The 21,872-nt window shown below is 55.0% G+C and carries 19 protein-coding genes; 3 read left to right on the forward strand and 16 right to left on the reverse strand.

Annotation, left to right across the window (positions count from 1 at the left end; translation table 11 throughout):
* Nucleotides 1–70 precede the first annotated feature (70 nt).
* Nucleotides 71–868, reverse strand: a complete 798-nt coding sequence (locus Mal52_RS24800) for an SDR family oxidoreductase (protein ID WP_145379201.1) — start codon at nucleotides 866–868, stop codon at nucleotides 71–73.
* Nucleotides 869–979: 111 nt separating this feature from the next.
* The gene (locus Mal52_RS24805) at nucleotides 980–1,825 is read right to left on the reverse strand and encodes a menaquinone biosynthesis family protein (protein WP_145379202.1); all 846 of its coding nucleotides are present in this window, start codon (nucleotides 1,823–1,825) and stop codon (nucleotides 980–982) included.
* Nucleotides 1,826–2,102: 277 nt separating this feature from the next.
* Between Mal52_RS24805 and Mal52_RS24810 the strand changes: the two genes are divergently transcribed.
* A complete protein-coding gene (locus tag Mal52_RS24810; protein WP_145379203.1) occupies nucleotides 2,103–3,953 on the forward strand; it encodes an ArnT family glycosyltransferase in 1,851 nt (616 codons plus the stop codon).
* A gap of 640 nt (nucleotides 3,954–4,593) precedes the next feature.
* On the opposite strand, the gene Mal52_RS24815 is transcribed toward Mal52_RS24810, so the two are convergent.
* The 9 genes from Mal52_RS24815 to Mal52_RS24855 all read right to left on the reverse strand — a co-directional run bounded on the left by Mal52_RS24815 (nucleotide 4,594) and on the right by Mal52_RS24855 (nucleotide 15,775).
* A complete protein-coding gene (locus tag Mal52_RS24815; RefSeq protein WP_145379204.1) occupies nucleotides 4,594–5,283 on the reverse strand; it encodes a hypothetical protein in 690 nt (229 codons plus the stop codon).
* A gap of 311 nt (nucleotides 5,284–5,594) precedes the next feature.
* Nucleotides 5,595–6,428 carry a PIG-L deacetylase family protein gene (locus tag Mal52_RS24820; RefSeq protein WP_145379205.1) on the reverse strand — a complete coding sequence of 278 codons (834 nt, stop codon included), beginning with the start codon at nucleotides 6,426–6,428 and terminating at the stop codon, nucleotides 5,595–5,597.
* Nucleotides 6,429–6,699: 271 nt separating this feature from the next.
* The gene (locus Mal52_RS24825) at nucleotides 6,700–7,470 is read right to left on the reverse strand and encodes a YHS domain-containing protein (protein WP_145379206.1); all 771 of its coding nucleotides are present in this window, start codon (nucleotides 7,468–7,470) and stop codon (nucleotides 6,700–6,702) included.
* A gap of 225 nt (nucleotides 7,471–7,695) precedes the next feature.
* Nucleotides 7,696–8,391 (reverse strand): response regulator, encoded by a 696-nt coding sequence (locus Mal52_RS24830; RefSeq protein WP_145379207.1) that lies wholly within the window; start codon nucleotides 8,389–8,391, stop codon nucleotides 7,696–7,698.
* 44 nt (nucleotides 8,392–8,435) lie between these two features.
* Nucleotides 8,436–9,413, reverse strand: a complete 978-nt coding sequence (locus Mal52_RS24835; protein ID WP_145379208.1) for a 3-keto-disaccharide hydrolase — start codon at nucleotides 9,411–9,413, stop codon at nucleotides 8,436–8,438.
* 205 nt (nucleotides 9,414–9,618) lie between these two features.
* Nucleotides 9,619–10,761: a leucine-rich repeat domain-containing protein gene (locus Mal52_RS24840; protein ID WP_145379209.1), complete on the reverse strand. Its 1,143-nt coding sequence runs from the start codon at nucleotides 10,759–10,761 to the stop codon at nucleotides 9,619–9,621.
* A gap of 102 nt (nucleotides 10,762–10,863) precedes the next feature.
* Nucleotides 10,864–12,774: a hypothetical protein gene (locus tag Mal52_RS24845; RefSeq protein WP_145379210.1), complete on the reverse strand. Its 1,911-nt coding sequence runs from the start codon at nucleotides 12,772–12,774 to the stop codon at nucleotides 10,864–10,866.
* 158 nt (nucleotides 12,775–12,932) lie between these two features.
* Nucleotides 12,933–15,380: an ATP-binding protein gene (locus Mal52_RS24850; RefSeq protein WP_231962437.1), complete on the reverse strand. Its 2,448-nt coding sequence runs from the start codon at nucleotides 15,378–15,380 to the stop codon at nucleotides 12,933–12,935.
* A 41-nt stretch (nucleotides 15,381–15,421) separates the two neighbouring features.
* Nucleotides 15,422–15,775 (reverse strand): hypothetical protein, encoded by a 354-nt coding sequence (locus Mal52_RS24855; protein ID WP_145379212.1) that lies wholly within the window; start codon nucleotides 15,773–15,775, stop codon nucleotides 15,422–15,424.
* A gap of 158 nt (nucleotides 15,776–15,933) precedes the next feature.
* Here Mal52_RS24855 and Mal52_RS24860 point away from each other — a divergent pair, with 158 nt between their 5' ends.
* Nucleotides 15,934–16,245: a DUF1330 domain-containing protein gene (locus tag Mal52_RS24860; protein WP_145379213.1), complete on the forward strand. Its 312-nt coding sequence runs from the start codon at nucleotides 15,934–15,936 to the stop codon at nucleotides 16,243–16,245.
* Nucleotides 16,246–16,267: 22 nt separating this feature from the next.
* Here Mal52_RS24860 and Mal52_RS24865 read toward each other — a convergent pair whose 3' ends face one another.
* On the reverse strand, nucleotides 16,268–16,600 hold the full coding sequence (locus tag Mal52_RS24865; RefSeq protein WP_145379214.1) for a hypothetical protein: 333 nt from the start codon (nucleotides 16,598–16,600) through the stop codon (nucleotides 16,268–16,270).
* Nucleotides 16,601–16,801: 201 nt separating this feature from the next.
* Between Mal52_RS24865 and Mal52_RS24870 the strand changes: the two genes are divergently transcribed.
* Nucleotides 16,802–17,512: a hypothetical protein gene (locus Mal52_RS24870; RefSeq protein ID WP_145379215.1), complete on the forward strand. Its 711-nt coding sequence runs from the start codon at nucleotides 16,802–16,804 to the stop codon at nucleotides 17,510–17,512.
* 59 nt (nucleotides 17,513–17,571) lie between these two features.
* Here the strand turns inward: Mal52_RS24870 and Mal52_RS24875 are convergent, their stop codons facing one another.
* The 4 genes from Mal52_RS24875 to Mal52_RS24890 form a co-directional block, all read right to left on the reverse strand.
* A complete protein-coding gene (locus Mal52_RS24875) occupies nucleotides 17,572–18,087 on the reverse strand; it encodes an NUDIX hydrolase (RefSeq protein ID WP_145379216.1) in 516 nt (171 codons plus the stop codon).
* Nucleotides 18,088–18,127: 40 nt separating this feature from the next.
* Entirely contained in the window at nucleotides 18,128–18,802 is a 675-nt protein-coding gene (locus Mal52_RS24880) for a class I SAM-dependent methyltransferase (RefSeq protein WP_145379217.1), read from the reverse strand.
* A gap of 118 nt (nucleotides 18,803–18,920) precedes the next feature.
* Nucleotides 18,921–19,841, reverse strand: coding sequence for an aminotransferase class IV (locus Mal52_RS24885; RefSeq protein ID WP_145379218.1), 921 nt, complete (start codon nucleotides 19,839–19,841; stop codon nucleotides 18,921–18,923).
* Between the two features lie 204 nt (nucleotides 19,842–20,045).
* Entirely contained in the window at nucleotides 20,046–21,767 is a 1,722-nt protein-coding gene (locus Mal52_RS24890; protein ID WP_145379219.1) for a coiled-coil domain-containing protein, read from the reverse strand.
* Nucleotides 21,768–21,872: the final 105 nt, after the last annotated feature.

Raw genomic sequence — 21,872 nt, forward strand, 5'->3', positions numbered from 1 at the left:
AACGGAAAAAGGACTGCAGCCGCAATATACCCGATCACAGCGACTTTCTCATCTTCTCTGGGCTGCCGCCTCAGATCGTCATCGCCGTAAACCCACCGTCGACGGCAATGTTGGCGCCCGTGAGGAAACTTCCGGCGACCGGCGAAGCCATTAACAACACGGCACCAGCCAATTCTTCAGGCGACCCGAAACGATCCATCGGGGTGTGCCGCATGATGCTTTCCACCCGGTCGGGGGTGAGCACCTTGCGATTTTGTTCCGCTGGGAAAAACCCGGGTGCCAATGAATTCACGCGAATCCCTTGCGAGGCCCATTCGCGGGCCAAGTTTTGCGTGAGGTTGATCACCGCAGCTTTGGTGGCGGAATAAGTGAAGACGCGCGACAAGGGGATCATGCCGCTCAGCGAGGAAATATTAATGATCGAACCGTTGACTTTGTTCTCCAACATGTGCGCGCCGAAGACCTGACAGGCAAGCCGCACCCCGCGAAGGTTCACGTTGAAGATATTATCCCATTCGTCGTCGCTGATCTCCAGAAACGGCGTGGCCGAATTGATCCCGGCACCGTTGACGAGCACATCCACCGTGCGGTTTTGGTTGGTGACATGCGCTACGATAGCTTCGAGATCCGCGCGGCTGGTGGAATCGGCCGCAACGAATTCGGCCGAGCCGCCCAATTCCGTAATCCGTGCGACGCACGCGGCGCCCAATTCGGCGTTGCGTCCTACGATCAATGTGTGAGCGCCGGCCTGCGCGAGTGCGGCGGCAATGGCTCCGCCCAGGACACCGGTGCCACCAATGACCACGGCTGTCCGATCTTCCAGACCGAAAACTTGTTGCAGGTAATCCCCAGGCGTGTGCGATGTCATTGCGTCAAGCGAATCCAAAAAACTGGCCAGCGTAAATGAATCAACGCCGAGCCGAAAAAATATCGTCGTTTCTCAGCCACGGCAAACAGATGGCGGCGCCACATCGCGATCTCAGCCGATGAATTCGACTTCCACCGGCTTAGGAATCACGCCCGCTTCGTGCCCGCGGTTGAGCAGCAATTGCACAGCTTCGCGGCCACGCGGACCAAAATCGAGCGTCCAGTCATTGACGTACATGCCGACAAATTTATCTGCCTTGCTGTGATCCAGGTTGCGCCCAAATTGCAAAGCATAGTCCAAGGCTTCTTGGCGGTGATCCAAACCGTACTGGATGCTCTGCTTGAGCAAGGCGGTCACTTCATGCATGGCCTGTTCGCCGAGATCCTTGCGGATGGCGTTGGCGCCCAACGGCAAGGGCAACCCTGTCTCATCATGCCACCACACGCCCAAATCGACGATCAGGTGCAAACCTTGTTCGCCATAGGTCAGCTGGCCTTCGTGAATGATCAACCCTGCGTCGACTTTGCCCGCTTCGACCAAATTGAGGATTTCGTCGAAGGGATGGATCTCGTATTTGAAAGTATCTCCCAGTAATAACTTCAGCGCCAAAAACGCCGTCGTCAGTTTGCCGGGAATGGCGATGGTTTTGCCTTTGAGGCTCTCGATGCTGCCCGCTTGCCGAGCGACGACCATCGGTCCATAATTATCACCAATGCTGGCGCCGCAGGCGCAGACTGCGTAAGTATCGGTGAGATAGGCATATCCGTGCAGACTGACAGCCGTCAATTCCAGTTCGGCCTTGAGAGCGCGCTGGTTGAGCGTCTCAATATCCTGCAGGGTATGCGTAAAGGTATAATTGCCTGTTTCGATCTTGTCGTTTGCCAAGGCATGAAACATAAAGGCGTCGTCGGGATCGGGACTGTGTCCGACCTGAATCAAAGTCTTAACCTGAGACATGAATGCGTTCTGCCAATTTTTCGTGTCGAGTTGAGTAAAAACCTGCTAGACCATGAACTAACCGAGCCAGCTCGCGATCCTTAACGGGTGGGGGTCGAGATTGTCGAATGGATGCTGAATCGATACACTTCGGGCGCCCACAGGCGCGTCGCCGAACTGAAGTGCAGCCTAACTTCCGCGCCGGACCGCCGCAAGGGTGACAGTCGCATTGCCGCCCCATCCGCCACTAGAACCAAGATTGGGCTCAGATTCGAACAGATCGAAGACACGCGTTTTCATGTCCGTCGAGTTCAAAAAGATTGACGATGACCAACTGCAGCGGATGGCGGCCGAGCCAATTCGACCGTTATTTGCCGTCTTGGACCACGCACGGGCCATGGTCCCCTGGGTGGTCTTGTTGGCCTGTTTGCCGGCGCTGATTGCGGTGATGCACCGTCCGTTGACCGACACAAATGCGGCATGGGGGCTGAAGGCGCTCAAACTCTCCTCCGCACCGACCGTCAGCGCATTTGTCGCTCCCGGTTCGAACGACGATTCAATCCCTTATCGTTGGCAACCGCCGTTGATCAGTTGGTTGGCTGCGTGGGCGACCAATCTGTTTGGGCCGTGGACACCCTCGGCCTTGATACTGGCTCCCTTTGTCGCGAACGCTTGTTTTTTAGGCGCGGTCTATGCGCTGGCATTTCGCATCGGCGATGCCAAACTCGGATTATTAACCGTCGGCTTGGCGGCATTTCATGTCAATATCCTCACCAACACACAAACCGTCTCGCCGATCCCGGTGGGACTCTTTTTTGCCGTGCTGACCATCTGGGCTTTCGTGGGACATCTCCACAAATCAAAAACAACGCTCTCCGCTAATTTGTTGATCGGAGGAATTGCGCTGGGGTTTTGTTTGTTGTCCGGCGGCATACTGGCGATTGTCGTCGTCATCACGTTAGCCTTGCATGCGATCTTATTAAAACGTCCGCTGCGTCGCGCTGCCGACCTGCCTCCTGTACCTCGCAGCCAAACCGTCAACCGCGCTCCTACCTTGCGCTCTCTGAGCGTAATGTCACTCACTGCTTTTGCCGTGGGAGGCTGGTGGGAATTGATGATGGGGTATTCGCAAGGACAGCCGTTTTGGCGCGCCTGGATCACGGGCGACGCGGGGTATACGACTGCCTTAAAATCGGTTGCCAAAAATTCAGCGTTCATTCTCCCAAGAGATGCCAGCGAACTCATGCTCGTTTTGGCGGGACCGATATTGTACGGCTTATGGATGGCGGTCCGTGAAATCCAAATTGGTGAAAAGCCCAAACGTTGTCGTGACCTGCAACTGTTGATTGTCTGGACCATTGTCGCCGGAGTTTGCTGGCAACTGGCCCGCACCAATCAATTCACTGCCGCCTCTGGAGAGATGATGTGGCAGGGGTTCCTGCTCGTGCCGCTGCTGACGCTCGGCGCTGGGGGGATACTGAGGATCTTGGACGGGCGCGCCTCAACTTGGTCCGTGGCCCTCGTCGGCTTAATCACCGCCGCGAACCTGGTTTGGCACGCGCCGGCGCATTTGGCGAAGACAGGATTGATCACGATGTTCATCATGATTGTCCTGATCGGTGTATTGGCATTGATCGCCTCATTTCGCACCGAAATTCGATCGGCTTCTCCCTATGAGCGTCGTGAATCGCGACTGCTGATATCAGCATTTGTGGTCATGCTGGTGATTGGGCATTGCCTTTCCGGATTCACAGCAGTCCCCCGTGCCGGTGCTGCGGACGACGAGTTGAGGCGCTTGTCCCATGCCCTGTCAAAACTTGAACAACCGGTCACACAATTCACGATCGTTTCGGCCGACCCCAGCGACGCTGCGCCGATTCAACTCGAATATCTGGCGCGAGCCACATGGCCCACGGCACAGGGAAATGTCTTCACCAACTGGAACGACGTGCCCAATTGGACTGACGTCGGCGTGGCAAAGAAAGACATCCCCATCACCAAGCAAACGCCGGCGCATGTCTATTTCTTATGGCAAACCCCGCTGATTCCGTTTGCCGCCGCGGGAGCCCACAGTGACATCATGCGCTTTCAGGAATACTACCAACAGCGTCAGATTTCTGTGTTGGTTCGTCCTGCAACCGGCAATTGATTTCAGAAAATCTGCATCTTAAAAAGCTGTCCACGCCACAATGTCGGTCAGCAAGTTGCCTCTCAAATCCCGCCTGCCACTTGCCCACAAGCGTTTTCTGCTTATCTCAATCGCGAACCTGTTATGGCTTAAAAAAAATCTGATCCAGGTCGCGATTTCCTTCACTATCCGGCTTGACGCGTTTTCGGGAAATCCATATTGTTCCGCCTCGTTTGGAGCGGAGCACAAGGATGTGCCCGACGAAAGCAGAAACGAAGACGTCAGCAAGGATGCGGACGGTTTCTGTTTTCCTCCAGACGGGAAATCACTTCTCAGTTCATTCCTACAAACATCGCGGCTCACCTCAGTTTCAATTCCGACTGCAGTTGTCAAAACTCAGCGACAACTGAACACGGCACACCCAATCAAAAGGCAGTTGAAACATACTAGCGGACAATTGAATATCCGGAGCCAATCGCCCCGGAAGTGGCTGGAGTCTTTCGCCCCCCTGGGACCCGCTGCTTCCGGGCATTTTTTTTTGCGCCTGGTCTCATAGGGTTTCAAAAACGCTTGGAACGCTGGTACGCAAGGAAATCTGCTAGCGAATTCGCCGCACATCCTTCCCACACAACCACAGTATCAGTGGCATGTTCTAAGGTACCTATTTGACGGTCACTGGGCGAGAAAAGCTATTGGCAACACCCGGTGCATTGACAGGCGGCTTGGGAAAAATCCCTGCGGCGATGCCGCCGCCCAATTCCTCAAGTCGCCATCGGTCTTCGGGATCCTCGGTGTCGCGGGCTACCGACGTAATCGCATTCATCAGTCCGAACATTGATGGTAGCCCTTCTGCGAAGACTTGTTCGAGAATCAAACGGGCGATGTCTCCAGACGGACCGCCCGGGAAACTCGAAATCATTGGCAACAATGTGAGTGCGAGGTTGATTTCGACATGGAGCGTCGAACGGATCTCCTTCACGGAATTTGTAAAAGACTTCTCTTGAGAACATGCCGTAATGGCTTCGCTAATAGTTGAACTTAATTCCTCCGACGTTTCGTCGATTGATCGCTCAAGTCGATAACTGCACAACGAATGCGCCATGACGGCGCCGTTGCTGCAAACTTCGCGGAGGACGTAAGGAAACACGCAAATTTCATCCAACGTCGCCTTTAATGCCACACCGCCTTGCAAGCGGTCTTGAGGCTGGACGTCCTCGAATCGCGGAAATACGGATCGTTGGAAAAGTCGCAGTCCGTCGTCAAACGTATCGGTGATCCGTCCCGATTGTGACTCAATTTCTTCGACGAACAGATCGCTGATTTCCGACGTTGTGAGACAGGAACTAGACATGGTTGCGCGTCTCCAAATCGACAAGAGGGAGTAGAAGCTGGACGCATATCGATGGATCGCTACTGACAGAGTGCAGTCCACCGTCAGAACAGATACAGCATCCCGCGCTCTCATGGGGAATTCAAGATGGATATCCTTGTTTTGAGAGTCGTGCCACCCAGAGTATTCTCAGGTGACACTTTCGCGCTGACTGATCGACCGAAAGCAGCTCGATAGCTCGAATCAATGACGTGATGTCACATCCACGCGGAATCTCAAGCGGTCGCGGCAGCGTATGAACTGGGCATGATTCGGAGTTTTGAATTCAAACCCTAGCCTTGGTCCGATAGCCATCCGAACAATCGTTGCCGCGCCGCCTCGTCAAACGTGCCCGCGTATTCGCTGATCTCGTAAACCTCAGCATACTCAATCGCGCGGCCGCGCTGCTCGCCGTACGCGGCAAGCAATTCATCGCGATACCGGTCCGCCATTGGCCGTAGATGCTCGCGGTACCAATCGGACAGCCACTGCAATCGTTCGGCCAGATCGTCACTCAACTGGTCGCTGATTCCCAAATTGTAAGGCAGCCAATCGAAGACCTGCGACTTATGGCAAGCCAGCATTGCCACGATTATTTCGACCTGTTCCCCGACATCAATCACAATATCGCCGGTCAGCGGATTCGGTTTGGTGAACCGGTCGGGCATGTAGGCGACAATCGGATCGTGTCGCAGCGCAGGCACCTCCGGCACAACGTGCGGAACGGTGACCATATAAGACGCGTCCTGCACGGCTTGGCCCACGGCGCGGTGATCGGGGTGATAATCATTCACGCGATGCGTGAGCACCAGATCGGGTGCGAATTGGCGAATCTGGGCAATGATCTTTCGCCGCACATCGAGTGTAGGCTGTAACGAGCCGTCGGGAAATTCCCAAACGTCATACGTAGCACCAATCACGCTTCCAGCGGCAGCGGCTTCTTGCTTGCGCAAAGCAGCCAATTCATCGGGCGGAATGGTCTGATGCCCGGAGCGGCCATCGGTCACCGACACAATTTTGACATCATGACCAGCAGCGCAATACCGCGCCACCAAACCCCCGGCATGCCATTCAGCATCATCGGGATGCGCGCCGAGAATCAACAATTTCAGTGGTGCATTTTTCATAGTCGATGCATCATCGCGCAGCGCATCGCAAAAATCAATACGGGTACAATCAACGAATACCCCACACCAAAAGGGTGGCCGCGATAGCTCCGCTATCGGGGCGGGCAAAGCCCGCAAGAAGCCGCAATTGACGCGCTCCTAAACGAGAGCAGTCTGATTAGCAGAGACCACTAATACTGCTGCGTCTTGTGCCGTCGGCAATCCTTGCCGCACAACGAACGATCGGCGGATGCCAACTTCAATTCCTTGAAGCGTGACGCAGCTTACCCGATTAAGAATTCTTCTTCGCCGCCGCAGCCTTCTTGGCCCGTTTCTTTTCCAACCGTTTTTTGGCATCGGCGATAATCCCTTCGGGATCATCCAAAAATGCTTCGCGGCAACCGCTGCAGCACAGGTAATACGTCTTGCCTTTGTAGTCGATCGTGCTGGTTCCCTTACCGCCGGTCACGATACACTCAGGTGATCCGCCACCGACCTCGGCAAGTTTCGTCCCCGCGCGCGTGTAGCCCACCTCGGCGACGCGACCAAAGCGTTTCTGCTTCGCGCCTCGTTTTTGGAAGAGCACCAACGTCCGTTTTTCATTCAGTCGCGTTACGGTGATCCGATACACAGTCCCGTCGGCGTCCGCAGGCGACTGGAGCACGAGTTTGTCGTCTTCTACTTGCCCGGCATAATTGCGTTTGGCCTCATCAGGCAGTACTGCTTCGAGAGAATAAGTCTTCGTCTCGGGATCATAGGTGAGCTTGGCTGTCTTGAGTTGGTTGCCTTTTTCGACAACGTACCGCAAAGCGGGCTGGTCCGATTTGAGTTGCCAGACCCATTCGGCTTGCTCCAGCCAGGCACCACGGTTCGACCCCCGTCGGACTTGTCCCACACCGCGCCAGCCACCGATCAGCGAATTGAATTCCTCCAACGCCGCACGGGCAGCCGCGCGATCTTCAGCCGACATTTTGGCGGGCTGTTGCTCAGCCTCAGCTGCAACCATCCCGGCGAACAAGAGACTGGTTAGCAACAACAACACAGCAGAGATACGAATCCGCATAGCAGACACTCTCCTCAAGCACCGGGAGCACAAGGCAGAAAATCACAATCGCGGACTGGGGAAGCCCGCCTCTGCTCTATTGAACACCACCGACCATGAAAAGTCCTGGTCAAAAGGTGGTTTTTCCCGCTCTGCTGCGTAGAAACAGTGGGAATTGTCGCGTTTTTCCAACCGTTGCCGCAATTTTCGCCAGATCGTCGCGCCGATTCTGCTCGACAATGGGTCTTAGGACGGTTCCGTTTCGCGAAAGCGATAGCCCACGCCGCGGACGGTTTCCACCAAGTCGGCATAGGTGCCCAATTTTTGCCGCAGCGAACGGATATGCACGTCGATCGTCCGCTCCAGCGACAAAGCATCTTCCCCGCGGCAGGCTTCCATCAGGTCGGACCGTTTGAACGGTCGTCCCGGTTTGCGGACCAGCGTCCACAACAAATCGAATTCCGTGGGAGTCAGGTCCAACACATCGCCACCGGCCAACGCGCGGTGATTCAGCCGATCAACTTCGATACCGTGCTTGGAGACGAGTTCTTTACTCGGCTCGCCAGACTTGGACCGCCGCAATAACGCCTTGACCCGTTGAATCAGTGGCTTGAGTTTAAAAGGTTTGGTGACGTAATCGTCCGCTCCCATGCGGAAGCCGACGATTTCGTCCACCTCTTCGCTCTTGGCTGTGAGCATCAAGACCGGGATGTCGCTCGTACGAGAATCACCCCGCAATTGCCGACAAACTTCCAGCCCTTCCATCACAGGCAACATGACATCCAGAATAATAATATCCGGATGATGCGCCCGCGCCTGATTCAAGCCGTCCATGCCGTCGGTCGCCGACAACACTTCAAAGCCTTCGTTTTCGAAGTTATACGTGAGGACGTCAACCAGTGACTTCTCATCCTCAATGATCAAAACTCGTTGGTCCGACATTGTGCTCTGACAACGTCCTCGTTCTGCGACTTGTGATAGTTGAGTTATTTTTCCACCACCCAAAAGTTGCGAAACCGCACCGGATCGCCATGGTTTTGCAAATACAGGCTACCGGGAAGTTTCTCGTCATTTTGACCGCCGCCCGGAGTTGTGTGCGGCAATTTCAATTTGTCGTGAATCACCACCCCGTTTTGTCGTACCGTGACGATGGCCGGGGTGACTTTCTTACCTTCGGAATCGAACTTGGCGGCTTGAAAATCGACGTCGTATGTCTGCCACGACAAGGGCGGCAAACACATATTCACCTTCGGCTCTTGGATCTGATAAAAGCCGCCGCACTCGTTGTTCTTTCCTTCCAATCCGAACGAATCGAGAATCTGACATTCGTATTGATCGTTCAAATACATCCCGCTGTTCCCGCGACCTTGCCCCCGTGCTTCGGGCATGTACGGTGAACGGAATTCGAGGTGTAATGTGTAATTGTTAAATTTTTGTTTAGAACGGACGGGAACCCCCAATAATTTTCCGTCCTCAATTTTCCCTTCGGCCAATGCGTCAACATTTGTGCCGTCAAACAACACAATCGCCCCCTCAGGCGGCTTCAGCCCCATGGTGGGGGAGCTGCGCTGGATTTTTCGCAGTTCAAATTTCACTGCATCTTCGGCGATCCCGGCAAAAATGCCGTCCTTGATCGCGCCGTTGAAATTCAACCCCGTAAACTCGACGATATCGTCGTTCGTTTCTCCCTTGAGGTGAATTTTGGGCTGTCTGGGATCCCAACCGGAACCTGGCAAACCATTTCCAAAGACCACCGCATCAAATTTCCCATCACCCCGTGCAATGACTTGCACGCCGACTTTGGTGTCCTTGCCGATTTTGCCTTCGTATTCCCCTTGAACCTTAAAATCGGGCCCAGCTTTCTCGCCGTCAAGATAGGCCGGACCTTTATCCGCCGCTTCGGCTGCAGTCATGGAAATCGCCATCACAAAAAGGAGGGAAAGGATTGCGGTCAATCGAGGCATGATATTCTCCGGAGGAACGGTGGGGGGGAATGAGTATCCGCAGTCGCGCAGTCAAACACAGCAGCGATGAAAATCTATGACTAATAGGGTAACCGTTCCCCGCCGGATGATCCACCGAACGAGAAAGGCAGATCGGGTCGGCTGTGCGGACCGAAACCAATGCAGTTCGTCCATGCTTAGGTCATGCCAGAAAGACCGACTCGTTCTAAAACACACCTGTGCCATCTCCTTGATCGACGCGCTCCATCCCCTCTGGTGGTTGATCCCAGATTCCCTGTCCAGGCAACCCAGGCCGATCATCCCATTCCTTGCCGTCCGTAAATTCCATGAGTGGCCGTTTGGCTATGAGATCCTGAATCGCTTTCAATACTGCATCTCGGCGGTTTTCGGGGACGAGTATCAAAAATGGCTCTCCGTTCTTCATTCGCCATTCGATCGTTTCTGTTGGATCCGTAGATGCATGTGCCCGTGGGCGACCGATCACGATCTCGGTCAATGTTGGAATTCGTCCCAGCGAGCTAATCACTTCGGGGTCGGCATCGAACGCATCGATGCGGATCCGCTCTAACGACGTCGATGCCTGGAGCGCACACAGGTCGTCGTGGGAAATGCGCGTTCCCAGCAGGTCCAGTCGTCGCAACCCTTTCATTTTTGCCAACTCCTGCCCACTGCCTTTGCTCATCTCAACGTTCGAGGCATAGAGAGTCTCTACTGTTGACATGCGGGCCAACTCGCGGAAAGAGCTTTCGTCGAGTTCGCAAAACGAAAGGTTCAGAAGCTCAGTGCTGATTCCGGATAAGGACCCATTCGGCAGGTCAGTTAGGCTCGAATGGCTGAAGTTTAATTTGCGAAGTTGGCGAAATCCTCCTATGGCCGTCAGACCGTGGATGTTGATTTCGCATCCGCTGACGTCAAGGTTTTCTAATTGTTCATTGACGGCGAAAAGCCCTGCGTCTGAAATCTCGCGTCCAGATAGTTTCAGTGTTCGCATCCGTTCCTTGGAAGCCAAGTGCCTCAGGTCGTCATCCTGGATAGTCACAACGCCCACGTCCAAGAATTCAAGCTGCGTGAGCAAATCAATACACCGCCAGTCCTCATCGCTCAATTCGTCTTGCAAGAGCGACAGCCCGACGATCGGTTTTGACTTGTCCTCGAACAATTGAAAATCCCCGTCATTGCGTTTCACATAGAGAAGATTTCCTTGCTGATCCAAGTGGTCAATCGCGGCGCTCAACGCAGCGGCATGATCTCTAGCAGGTTTTTGCTGCGTGTAGAAAAGTACCCCAGCCCCCGCTACGAATAACGCCCCGAGGACGAGAGACCAAGCCTGATTTTTGTACGCGGCCATGGCGATATCCTAAACGATGATAGAGCGACCATTCGGCAGGATAGCATGCATGCCGGTTATCGCAGACGCCCTAGCGCGGTTTACGCCAGTCAATACAACTTATCAATACAGCTGATCGGCAAAGTACCCGCCGGTCGGCAGCGCGATCACGCCCCAGGTGGTTCCTTCGGTGATGTTCAACTCTTCGGATTGTGGTTTTTCGCCGGGGGTTTTGATGGTCAGCGGATACTTGCCGGCGACGACGGTGTAGTTCAGTGCCGTTTTCAAATCGCGGCCTCCTTGCCCCGGCTTTAAGGTGTAATCGCGCTTGACGATGGTGATCACCACGGGGCGCGTATGGGCGTTTCCCAGAATCAACCGCGCTTTGCCTGGCTCGGGCAGCACGCCGTCTTGCTTGGCTTTCACTTCGTTGCGAGTGGTGATCTGGACGACCGTTTCTTTCCCCTTGGGGGTTAACACGACATGGATGGGGCCGGATGCATCGCGATAATTGAGCACAACGCCCGCGGCCGGTTTTGCGTCGCCTGCTTTAGCCGGAACTTCACGCCATTTTTTTGTTGCAGCTGTCGAGCGATAAAATTCTTCGACCTGGGGCATTTCCATTTTCACAGTCGCGGTAGCGGATCGGCGATATTGCGAACCCCCACTTTGCACTTCTAGCGTCCCCTCGGGCAACGGAAGGCCGGCACTCTCGACGAGTGGTGAGACGCTGGGAGGCGGGTCGACGGCGTTCAACACGCGCGTGGTGGGACTCATCAGCCCGGCTTCGATCGTCGCCACAAAATGAAACGGCTTGTCGAAGATTTCTTCAGACGGCATCTTAATCGTGGCGACGACGCGGCCGTTTTCGATTTTCACTTCGCGGACCGGCTCATCGATCGAACGGCCGATACCATAGCCATCGGCTGAGAACGAGAACGAGGTATATTTATTCAAGCCGATGGTCAGTACATTGGGAGAGTCAAACTCGTACAGGTCCAAAAATGAAAAGTCCTCTTTGTCCTTCTTGAGCGCCGCCTGCATTCTCTTATACGGAATGGCTTTATCGGCAAAGATCAGCGCCGTCCGCAAATTGCCGTTCTCCTCCATCTGATACGCTGCGACGTGCGTGAAAACGTACTTTTTCTTGCCGAACGTAACCGTGGCTTTGCCCTTATTCTTCGAAACATCAACTCCGGTTTGAACTGTCGGAGTCGGACTTGGTTTTCCCGCGGGTGTCCCCGCCGGTTTGTTGATCGAGGCCAATGCCACGTCGGGCAACGGCGGCACAGTCGCTTCCTTTTGGGAACTTTCATACCCCAGGATGATCCGCGATCCGACTTCATCGTCGAAGATATTGACCGACAGTTCCACCGGACCTTTTTTGAATTCGGTGTAACGGCGGTTGTCGCTGGACAGCACCCGCAACGATTGTTGCCAGCCGAGGCTCTTTGCCAAATCCACAAAATGGTTGAACGCCTCTTGAAGCTTCATCGTCGACTTGAACTTGCATTCATCATCGTCGTAACTTAACCCTTGAATCTTCTCCGGTAAGGGAATGTTTTTTTGCAAGAACAAATACGACTGCGGTTGCGGAACTCCAGCCGCCAACATCGCTGCCGGGTCATTGCTCCCTTCAAAGTCGAGTTTTTTACACCCCAGCCTCACCAGCGTGGCCTTGGAACGCTTGTCCAACTCGACTTTAACTTCCGCGTCGCCATGCTTGAACGTGAGGTCGACGGAGTCGTCTTCAATTTTCTCGGCCTTGGCATCTTCCTCCCAGCCCCGCTTTTTCATTTCGGCCCGATAGAATGCTGCCAGGGCGCCCAAGGAGGATTGGCTCGTGAACTCAATGCGTTTGAATATGCTGCGAAATTCGATCTCCCGTGTATCGGGAGGGTAGGGGAGTGCCTTCACATGCGCGATAAACTCATCCGCTTGCGGATCATCGCCCCGCGCCGTGCCAAGCGGCGATAAGCAAAACCCCACGACGGAAAGCACAGCCAACGATAGAAAGATATCCCGCGTCTTCATATTTCTTGCCCCTCTAGAAAAACGATCGACTGGTGGAATCAACATTTGCCCCAAGTTTTATCAACGTGGGGGTCGCCCGCAACTGCAAAATGTTGGTTTTGGCGCGCAGGTGATAGGAACAGTGCCGCGTGCCGCTTCGCATCCAGCCCCCTTGGGGCCTATTTAGCATCCAACCGAAACACCGGTTCCGCTGTACCGTCGGTATCGACGCGCCACGGGGTCCACAGCAATGCGACTTCGTCGACATCGATATCACTCTTACGGGGACGCATGCTCAGTTCTTCCAGCTCCAACGCATCGACCTGAAATGCCTCTTCGAGTTGCTCCACGTCCTCCTCGAATTGACGTTGCAAGTCCTCAACCTGTTCGTTGAGGTTTTCGACTTTTTCTTCGGCGCGGGCGACGTCGCTGCGTTGTTGTGCGGCGCGGCCGGCACTGCGCATCGAGGTCGAGGCGCGGCCGACGTTTGTGCGGCTGGCGATTTTGCGGCCGAATAAGGCGCCCAGAATCGTTGAGCCGATCGAAATCACCGAATCGGTGGTCGCCTTGGTCGCTTGTGATTTCTCGCGTGCGACGCGTTCCTCGGCGGTTTGGATTTTTCCCTGCAGCCGCTGCAATTTTGTCGTAAAGCGGTCACGTAATTTTTCGACCTGCAAGTCTCGTTGTTCGCGCGCCGTCTGAGCAAGGCGAATGCGAAAATCGCCTTCCGCTTCTCCAGCTGCGGAATACGTTTTAAGCGCCGCGCATTTCCAGACAGATAGTTCTTGGCTTTGGTACAGATGTTCTTTCAGCTTTTTCTGCCAAGTCGGATAGCTTTTCGCCTGCAAGCAGTCCGCCGGCACCGTGGCAAAATCGGCATCGATTTCCGGTTCGCTTTCGGTCTCCAATTGCGCGGCATCGATGACCTGTGCCGCTTCCCACACATCGGACGGCATTTCTTCTCCGAGCGTCGACAGCAATGTAAAGTCTTCCCATTGATCAACCTTATAAGTCGATTTGACGAAATGCAGTCTCGCTTTGCAAAGCAGCGCTGGACGATACGTCAGTCGACTGTCGCGCGGTACGGCATGTGTGCGGACTAAAAAGAGTTCGTCGACCTTCGCCGGCAGATGCGGACGTTTCTCAGCAACGTCGCCGGTTTGTCCTGCCGTCGCCACATCCATCGACGCTGCGGCGGCTTCGGCCGCCAGTTGTTTCTTGTCGGCCATCAACCTTTCGATTTGTCCCCGCGTAAGCGGTCCCCGGAGGTAAGACAGTGCCCAACGGGTTTGGAACACCACCGGTTCGTCATCGTGCACGTTGTTCATCAAAAACACGCGGCTTCCCAAACCGGCGAGCGTCGCCTCCATTTTTTGGCGGTCAAACCCCGTGCCTGCTTGTGCCGACGCCCCTTCCAAGCCTTCCAACACGCGTGCCTTGTCCCGCTCGGTCTGCAGCCGCCCCAAAAACCAGGTGCCGGTGTTCGACAGGCCTTTATAGTCCAGGTCGACCGGGTTTTGTGTCGCCAGCACGACTCCCAATCCGTAGGCGCGTGCCTGTTTCAACAGCGTGAGCATGGGTGTTTTCGACGGCGGATTGGCCGTCGGCGGGAAGTATCCAAAGACTTCATCCATGTAGAGCAGCGCCCGCAGACTCGATGTCCCGGGTTGGGTGCGGACCCAGGCGAGTACTTCGTTGAGCAGGATCGTCACAAAGAACATTCGCTCCGCATCGGAGAGATGTGCGATAGAAATAATCGACAACCGCGGCTTTCCTTCGGCCGTGTACAACAGGTTGCGGATGTTGAGCGGTTCGCCTTCCATCCAACTTGCAAACGACGGCGACGCCAACAGGTTATTGAGGTTCATCGCCAATTCGTTGCGGTTCTTCGCAGGAAAAAACGTTTCCAGATCGACCACGCCGACGGTCTTAAAGGGTGGATTTTGCACGCCGCGAATCAGCGAAGCGACATCCAAATGACGTCCGTCGCGCCACGCTTGTTCAAAAATGTTGGACAGCAGAATATGTTCACGACTACGAATCGGATCGGCGTCAATCCCCAACAGTGCCAACAGACCAGACGTCGCCGAACTGATCCGCTCGCGCAGCGCATCACTATCGTCGATGAGTTCTTGCGGCGGCGCGTCAAACGATCGCAGGATCGTCAACGGTAAGCCGGCATTGCTCCCCGGGGTATAAATCCCGATATCGACCGCTTGGCGAAACTTGGCAATCCGCTCGGGCGTTTGCCCCCACTCGGCCAAACCGTCGCGCCATTGATCGGCGGTCTTGGCGGCAAATTCATCCGGCGTGAGACCAGCGCGCGTCGCGGCGCTCTCTTCGATCCAGGGACGAAAATCGTCGGGCGCCAAATCGGGAAACGTGAGCAACAGATTGCCCAGGTCCCCTTTGGGATCAATGGCGATTGCGGGAATGCCATCGATAGCGGCTTCTTCCAACAGCGACAAACACAGGCCGGTTTTCCCGCTGCCGGTCATCCCCACACAAACCGCGTGTGTGGTCAGATCTTTGGAGTCGTAAAGCAACAACTCATCGCGCAGTGCCGCGCGCGTCATGTCGAAGAGTTTGCCGAGATAAAACGCTCCCAGTTTCTCGAAATTCTGCACGACGTATTGCTCCGTGTCGCTGCGACTATGAATTCACGTTTTCAATGGTCCTTTGCGTAGCCGTCCCAGACCAACCCCTGCGAAATTTTTTCCTCTTTGCCCGCTTCCAGAGTCTTGAGCACCTCTTGCACGGTCGTCAATTTGGGCAGTTCGCGAATCATGGCTTTGACCACAGCGGTGTCAACGCTTTTACTTCCCGGACCGGGTGCCCCTTCAACGAACGCCCGTTTTTGGTCAAAGACTGCCCAATAAATCGTCCGCTGATGATTTTTCGCACCGTCCCGAATGACGTCCGCATGTTTCCCTTGCGCCCGATTTCCGTTGATACGAAAAAGATCGGGGCGCTCAAAGATGACTGCGATCACGTTCCAATCTTTTTTACTGAACAATCCCATACTACACTCCCGGCTCGACCGCGAAATCGGTACCCGCCCACTCTCTGCATAATCGTTTTATCAATTCCACCAGCTGTCAGCCAGGGAAACTTGATAGCCCCACAGCGACGCACGGTTTAGAATGCCGATCCTCCATCCCTATTGCAAGGTTCAATACAATGAGCGACACGCCGATCTATATGCTGAACGTCCTGTGGTTCCAACCCGATGGCGGTGCGGCGCGTTATCGTGAGTACCTGAAGGCCTCGTGGCCGGTCGCGAAGAAGTACGGCGGAGAAAAGTTGGAATCGTACATCCCCGAGGCGAACGTCATCGGTGAACTGGATGCTGACTTGATCTTTATGGTCCGCTGGCCCGATCAAAGCAGTTTTGACGGCTTCATCGCTGATCCGGAATTCCAGGCGGTCCAGCCGCTTCGCGAGGCAGCGATCACGAATTCGCTATTGATCCGTTGCCGCCGTGACGATTAAACAAAGACTCAACTGAGGCAAGTTAGGTCTTGTAGCGTTTGCGGAGGGTGTTCGCTTCGCGGATTTCCGTTAAGATATTGCGGCATTCTGCGCCGCGGCGGTAACGCTGCTCGTTCTGTTCGCTGAGCCGCTGGGCCAGTTTGGCGCGATTGGCTGAGTTTTGTGTTCTGGAGAGCTGCGAGGTTACCGGCGATGGGGCGGGGATGGGTTGATAATCGTAACGGGAGATAAAATACCGCAGCACCTTGGCATGTAGTTTGCTTACCCAACCGGTGTGCCGGGGATTGTTTTCCAATTCCTGTAGGTCTCGTAGCCGATAATGCCAATCTTCAAAAAATTGGGAAGTGCCGGACATGAAAACCTCCTAGGTCAAGAAACCAATTGCGAGCAAGAATGGGAGATGTGCCGTTAGCTGCTGATAGTCACCAGGACAGACAACCAAAAATAGTATACACTTAGACGGGTAAACCTTGCAAAACAATAGGCCGTTCCCAGGATCGGATTTTCCGAATTGTGGCGGTCGCAACGGCCTAAATGCGGAGACCACGGCAACACGATGACTGGTTTTAAGGTCGAACCGTTTCAGCGCCCGGAATTCATGGTGCGTCTGGGACTCAGGCCCCCCTATTCGCCGTCTGACATCAAACAGGCGTATCGCCAAAAGGCGAAGACTGCGCACCCCGATGCCGGGGGCAGCGCCGCTGAATATACCGCCCTGCACGATGCCTACGAGCAAGCGCTCGATTTTGCCAAATTCCATGCCGGACGCAGCCGATGGATTGGCGAAGAAATGGAACTCTATATCGCGCGACTGGCAATCGTTACCGCTGTCGAAAGCCGCGGCGGATATGTCACCATGCAACGGATCGAAGGGCTTCGCCCTTGGGTTGGGGAAGATTTCGGGCAGATCAAAGACAAGCTCATCGCCATTCAATGGCGCGGCAAAGAGGTCAATGATGAATCGTTGGCGAGCTTGATCGAAAATCAACAAGTTCTCTCCGACCTGCAACACTTGGATTTGGCACACAGCAGCGTGACCAGCGATGGCCTCTTGCAACTGCACGGAATGACGGGGCTGACCGCACTGGACCTGCATGACACGCCGATCGACAACCGGGGACTCGAAGCCATCAAACAATTCGACCGGTTGGAGTGGTTGCACATCGGGGGAACCAAGATCAATTGGCGAGGCCGAATGAAGCTCAAACTCGCCCGCCCGCAACTGCATGTCGCCACCGGAACATCGAAGCACAAGCATCGCCGCTAATCACGGGGACGCTTTCGTGCGACTGGGCTTGGGCGTGAGTGATGTGATTGATTCGCTATTCAGCGGGCAAAATGCAGCGCGGCGTACACCTTGGGATCCACCAAGGTCGTTGCGGGCGAGAACGATGTGAACCACTCATCAATCGTCGCTAGCGGAACCGTGTGGACAACAATATCCTCTGACTCGTCGCCGCCACCGGCATCAACTTGGCGCACTGGCCCTGCTCGGAAAAACGAAATCACTTCGTTTGTTAATCCGGCTGATGTCGGTCCGCGAAAGAGAAACTCAAACCCCTCAGCCTCATAGCCGGTTTCCTCACGCAATTCTCGCTTTGCGGCTCGTTCCAACGGTTCCAATTCTTCGCCGGCAATATCGCCGGCCAGTCCCGCCGGCAAATCGATCACGCGGCGCTGCACCGGGGGGCGGTATTGTTCCGTCAAAATCAACTGTCGGTCTTCGGTGACAGCGACGACCGCGACCACTCCGCGACAGTTGGTTCGTTCGGTGTATTCCCAACCATCGACCGATACGAGTCGCAGATGATTTCCCGCCGCCAGTATTTTTTGCTGAGGCATAATGCGTTCCGCTTGCTCGAGCATCCCGTTTTGCTTGCCATCACCCCGCGGTGCTATCGGCTGCTGCGACCGATTCCTGTCGCCGCAGATGTTGAACCCAGGCTGGGGGCGCGTTGACGAAAACCCAATCTCGCGCGATGCGGTGATTCTCTAAATGCGTGCCTAAAATTTTGTCCAAGTCGGTCAGACGTTGCTTTTCATCTGACTTGGAAACCAATCGCCGCACCGGCCGGACGTACATATATTCAAAATAGGAGAGCGTTCCCCCCGGAGCCAACAACCGCCAATAACTCTCGAAGATTTCCTCGACCAATGCAGCCGGAAAATTGTTCAGCGGCAAACCAGAAATGATAAAATCAAACGGCTCGGAAGCTTCAAATTCCTGCAGCGGGCAAAGATGCACTTCGGAAAACTCCGCGACGGCACGAAACAGATCCTCTTCGCTGAATAACCGATTCAGAGATTCGACAAAGTTTTCGTTGAGTTCCACAAGGTCGAATCGATCCCCCGGCTTGAGATGCTTAACGATTTGACGCGTCACCGCTCCGGTGCCCGGTCCGACCTCTAAGACCCGTACCGGGCCATCATGCTTCTTCAGCGGACCGCTCAGCGCCCCCGCCAAAAAACGGCCGCTGGGGGCGACGGCTCCTGTGGTTTCGAAGCGACTACGGAATTCGCGAAAGAACTCCCGGTACTCTTTGAACATACGTTTCATGATGTCGCCGACGTTTAATTATTGTGGCTAGTACTAGTTTCAACACACGGTTGCGCTTGTTCGCGAAACATTCAAGTCAGTGTCAGTGGGACGCGTCAGAGGGTTTTGAAACTACTTTTTATTGTGATTCGACTACAGATTGCTCAACGGCCTGAGCGGCAATATCCAGCCCGGCCATCATATTCCATGTTTCCAAAATGTGTTGATACACCGCGCCCGGTTGGCCGTCGCCAATGGGTTGTCCATCGATTTTCGTCACCGGCAGGACACAATACCCGGTGGACGAGGTGAATACCTCATCGGCGGACAGTGCCTCGGTCAGCGTGATATTTTGTTCTTCGTAACTGATACCTAAAAATTGAGCAATATCCCGCACGACCATCCGGCTGATTCCTCCGAGCGTGACCTCAGACCGTGGCGTCAGAATAGTTTTCTCGCGGACGATAAAAACATTACCCGCGCTCGTTTCGGTTAGATGCCCCTGTAAATCCAACAGCAACGCTGACGCATCGGCGTCGATTTCTCGAGCCTGCCGATCCGCGAGATACCAATGCAGACGGTTGCGGGATTTGATTCTCGGATTGAGACATTCGGTGGGGATTTGTCGCATTTCTGGAACGACCAAATGCTGGCCGTTTTGATATTTGGCCGCCCACCGCGAAAATTGTAGCGGAAATGTGCGCACGTAGATTGTTGGTCCACTGTGATTCGGTGCCGCATTCATCGAATTGAGCCCAGCGGAGATCACGTGGTTGACCATCAACTCGCCGGTTTTGCCCACAAGTGCCGCGTGGTGGTTGACGACGGTCTCTGTAATCTTATGCCAGTCGTCACGGAGCAAATCGACGGCGATCCCCAGTTGATCGGCCGAAGCATTCAAACGGTCCAGATGATCGTCCAAGCGAAAACAACGTTGGCCAAACGTCCGCGTCATTTCCGTCACCGCGACGCCATGCAGGCCCCAGTCCGCCAGCGATACACTCGCCTGCGACGCAGCGAGGTACTCTCCGTTGAGGTAGACAATCGGCTCGGCGGACATGAATGGATTTCGTTTTTATCGGGAAAAACAGCGGTCGCTTAGGATAATCCAAACAGTGACGCTGCACCAGTGGCCCGCTAGCAGATTGTTGAGGCAACCTACCGGGCGTACTGACGGTTCTTGAAGCCACCGCACACTCGCACTCGATGCTGAATGACCGCGGGCACATTTGCGTGTCGAGGAAAGCGGCCGGGACCTGGCCCATTAGCGGCGGAAAGTGACATCGATCAGATCTTGGAAACGACTCTGTTCGGTTTGGAAGGCCTGTTGTCGCGATTCCAATTCCGCCTTGAGTTTTTCCAACTCGGATTGCTGCATCGCGAACCGTCCCTGTTCCTCGGTGATGCGGACGAGTGCTTCTTTGAGGGCCGCTTCATTTTCCTGGAACGTTAATGCGCGTTGCTCCAGTTCGGCTTGCGTTTGCTGCAATTTTTGCCGCTCTGCTTCCAAGCGGCTGTCGGTCTCGTCGGCCGCCCGGGTCAATTCGGTGCGTAGTTTCTCGATTTCTGCTTGCAGTTGTGCATTGTCCTGACGCAATGACTCAACCGCCTCCGCCGACATGCCGACAGATCTCTCGCCCTGCGCCACGTCAGCAATGCTTTGTTGCAGGTCTTGCAATTCCGACTTGAGCGTCGCTTGCTCTTCGTCAATTTCCTGCAATTCCTGTTGCACGGGCTGCAGTTGCTGCCACAACGCCGAGCCATCCATGTCAGGCGAGGTGACGTGAGAGCGATGCTCCCTGAACTCTTGAAGTTTCAGCCTCAACCAGTTGCGATGCTTCTCGAGGCGGGCGCGCTCTTTGCGCGTCTCTTCACGCTGGGGCTCGAGTTTCTCCCGCTCGCGTTGTAACCGCCGTTCTTCCTGTTGGAATTTGGCGCGATCAATCTCAAACTGTTCCAACTCCTCGGTGAAGGCCGCTTGATCGTCTTCCAACACCTGACGTTCGGCATGAATCTGCCGGCGTTCTTTGGCCAACTGGCGAAGGTCGGTATCAATCCCTCCCTCGCCTCGATTGCTGGAAGTCTTTTTCAAACGGGACTCGAATGATTCGCGTTCCGTTTGTAGTTGAATGCGTTCTTCATCCAGCGCCGTCTTTGCGGCCAGCACGCGCTCCAATTCTTTTTGAAGCCGCTGTTGTAGTTGTGCAACCTCTTTATGATCCACCGCACCCGTTGCGGCGGCTTTTGAGGATTGACGTGGCTGACCCATCAGTCTTTTCTTGGCAGCAGCCTCGGGATCGTCTTCTTCGATCTCCATCCGCAACGCGTCAATGCGTTCCAGCGCCTGCATAGCGCGGTTCGGAGCCGCTGCCTTGTCCGACTCTGGCTTTGCCTTTGAAGCGGGAGCTTTCTTCTGTTTGAGGCGATGCTTGGGCGGGACCAGCGGGCCGAGTGGACCGTCCTCCATCGGGTCGACGGTTTCTCCCCACTCCGGAAATTCACCGAGCTCCAGTTCCGCCAAGGTCTCCAGGTCGAATGCCAACGCCCGCGACGCAGTTTCCTCATCCGCCATCGCGGCGATCATCGATTCGCCGGCAATCTCCACAGCCACCCAAACCTCTTTGTCCATGCCTTGCGAGGCTTTGACAGCAAAGCAAATATTGGCGGCCCCCACAGCCGCCAACGCAGCCTTGGCGGCGTGTACCGCCTCGGGTGAGGCGAATTCCGGATCTTGGGCGGCTGCGTATGCCTCTTCGGCATCTCGCGTCGCAGTGGCCGCTTTTTTCGCATCGACCGAGCCGCCCATGGCGAACTCTTCGGCGACGCGAATTGCCGCATTGATGGAATTTGTGCTCGTTTGTTTGGTGGGGTGGTCATTCTCCAAGACATACTGAGGCTGAATCCTCCGCGCGCAACGGGACGCAAATGCGACCAGCGCACGCAACGGCAATCGCCTCAGTTGCTCTCCGTTGGAAAAATCACCCATGACACCTGATTGTCCACAATCCGTCTATTGAGGGGAGTTAACGGCAAACTTCGTCCTCGGCAAACCCGCAGAACGGGTATTGGCAGCTCCCAGAAACAGGAGCCG

The sequence above is a fragment of the Symmachiella dynata genome, from assembly GCF_007747995.1.
In the GTDB taxonomy this organism is placed as follows: Bacteria; Planctomycetota; Planctomycetia; order Planctomycetales; family Planctomycetaceae; genus Symmachiella; species Symmachiella dynata.

Coding starts and splice junctions, on each gene's coding strand:
- Mal52_RS24800 (WP_145379201.1), bottom strand. CDS start 868: ATGACATCGCACACGCCTGGGGATTACCTGCAACAAGTTTTCGGTCTG.
- Mal52_RS24805 (WP_145379202.1), bottom strand. CDS start 1,825: ATGTCTCAGGTTAAGACTTTGATTCAGGTCGGACACAGTCCCGATCCC.
- Mal52_RS24810 (WP_145379203.1), top strand. CDS start 2,103: ATGTCCGTCGAGTTCAAAAAGATTGACGATGACCAACTGCAGCGGATG.
- Mal52_RS24815 (WP_145379204.1), bottom strand. CDS start 5,283: ATGTCTAGTTCCTGTCTCACAACGTCGGAAATCAGCGATCTGTTCGTC.
- Mal52_RS24820 (WP_145379205.1), bottom strand. CDS start 6,428: ATGAAAAATGCACCACTGAAATTGTTGATTCTCGGCGCGCATCCCGAT.
- Mal52_RS24825 (WP_145379206.1), bottom strand. CDS start 7,470: ATGCGGATTCGTATCTCTGCTGTGTTGTTGTTGCTAACCAGTCTCTTG.
- Mal52_RS24830 (WP_145379207.1), bottom strand. CDS start 8,391: ATGTCGGACCAACGAGTTTTGATCATTGAGGATGAGAAGTCACTGGTT.
- Mal52_RS24835 (WP_145379208.1), bottom strand. CDS start 9,413: ATGCCTCGATTGACCGCAATCCTTTCCCTCCTTTTTGTGATGGCGATT.
- Mal52_RS24840 (WP_145379209.1), bottom strand. CDS start 10,761: ATGGCCGCGTACAAAAATCAGGCTTGGTCTCTCGTCCTCGGGGCGTTA.
- Mal52_RS24845 (WP_145379210.1), bottom strand. CDS start 12,774: ATGAAGACGCGGGATATCTTTCTATCGTTGGCTGTGCTTTCCGTCGTG.
- Mal52_RS24855 (WP_145379212.1), bottom strand. CDS start 15,775: ATGGGATTGTTCAGTAAAAAAGATTGGAACGTGATCGCAGTCATCTTT.
- Mal52_RS24860 (WP_145379213.1), top strand. CDS start 15,934: ATGAGCGACACGCCGATCTATATGCTGAACGTCCTGTGGTTCCAACCC.
- Mal52_RS24865 (WP_145379214.1), bottom strand. CDS start 16,600: ATGTCCGGCACTTCCCAATTTTTTGAAGATTGGCATTATCGGCTACGA.
- Mal52_RS24870 (WP_145379215.1), top strand. CDS start 16,802: ATGACTGGTTTTAAGGTCGAACCGTTTCAGCGCCCGGAATTCATGGTG.
- Mal52_RS24875 (WP_145379216.1), bottom strand. CDS start 18,087: ATGCCTCAGCAAAAAATACTGGCGGCGGGAAATCATCTGCGACTCGTA.
- Mal52_RS24880 (WP_145379217.1), bottom strand. CDS start 18,802: ATGAAACGTATGTTCAAAGAGTACCGGGAGTTCTTTCGCGAATTCCGT.
- Mal52_RS24885 (WP_145379218.1), bottom strand. CDS start 19,841: ATGTCCGCCGAGCCGATTGTCTACCTCAACGGAGAGTACCTCGCTGCG.
- Mal52_RS24890 (WP_145379219.1), bottom strand. CDS start 21,767: ATGGGTGATTTTTCCAACGGAGAGCAACTGAGGCGATTGCCGTTGCGT.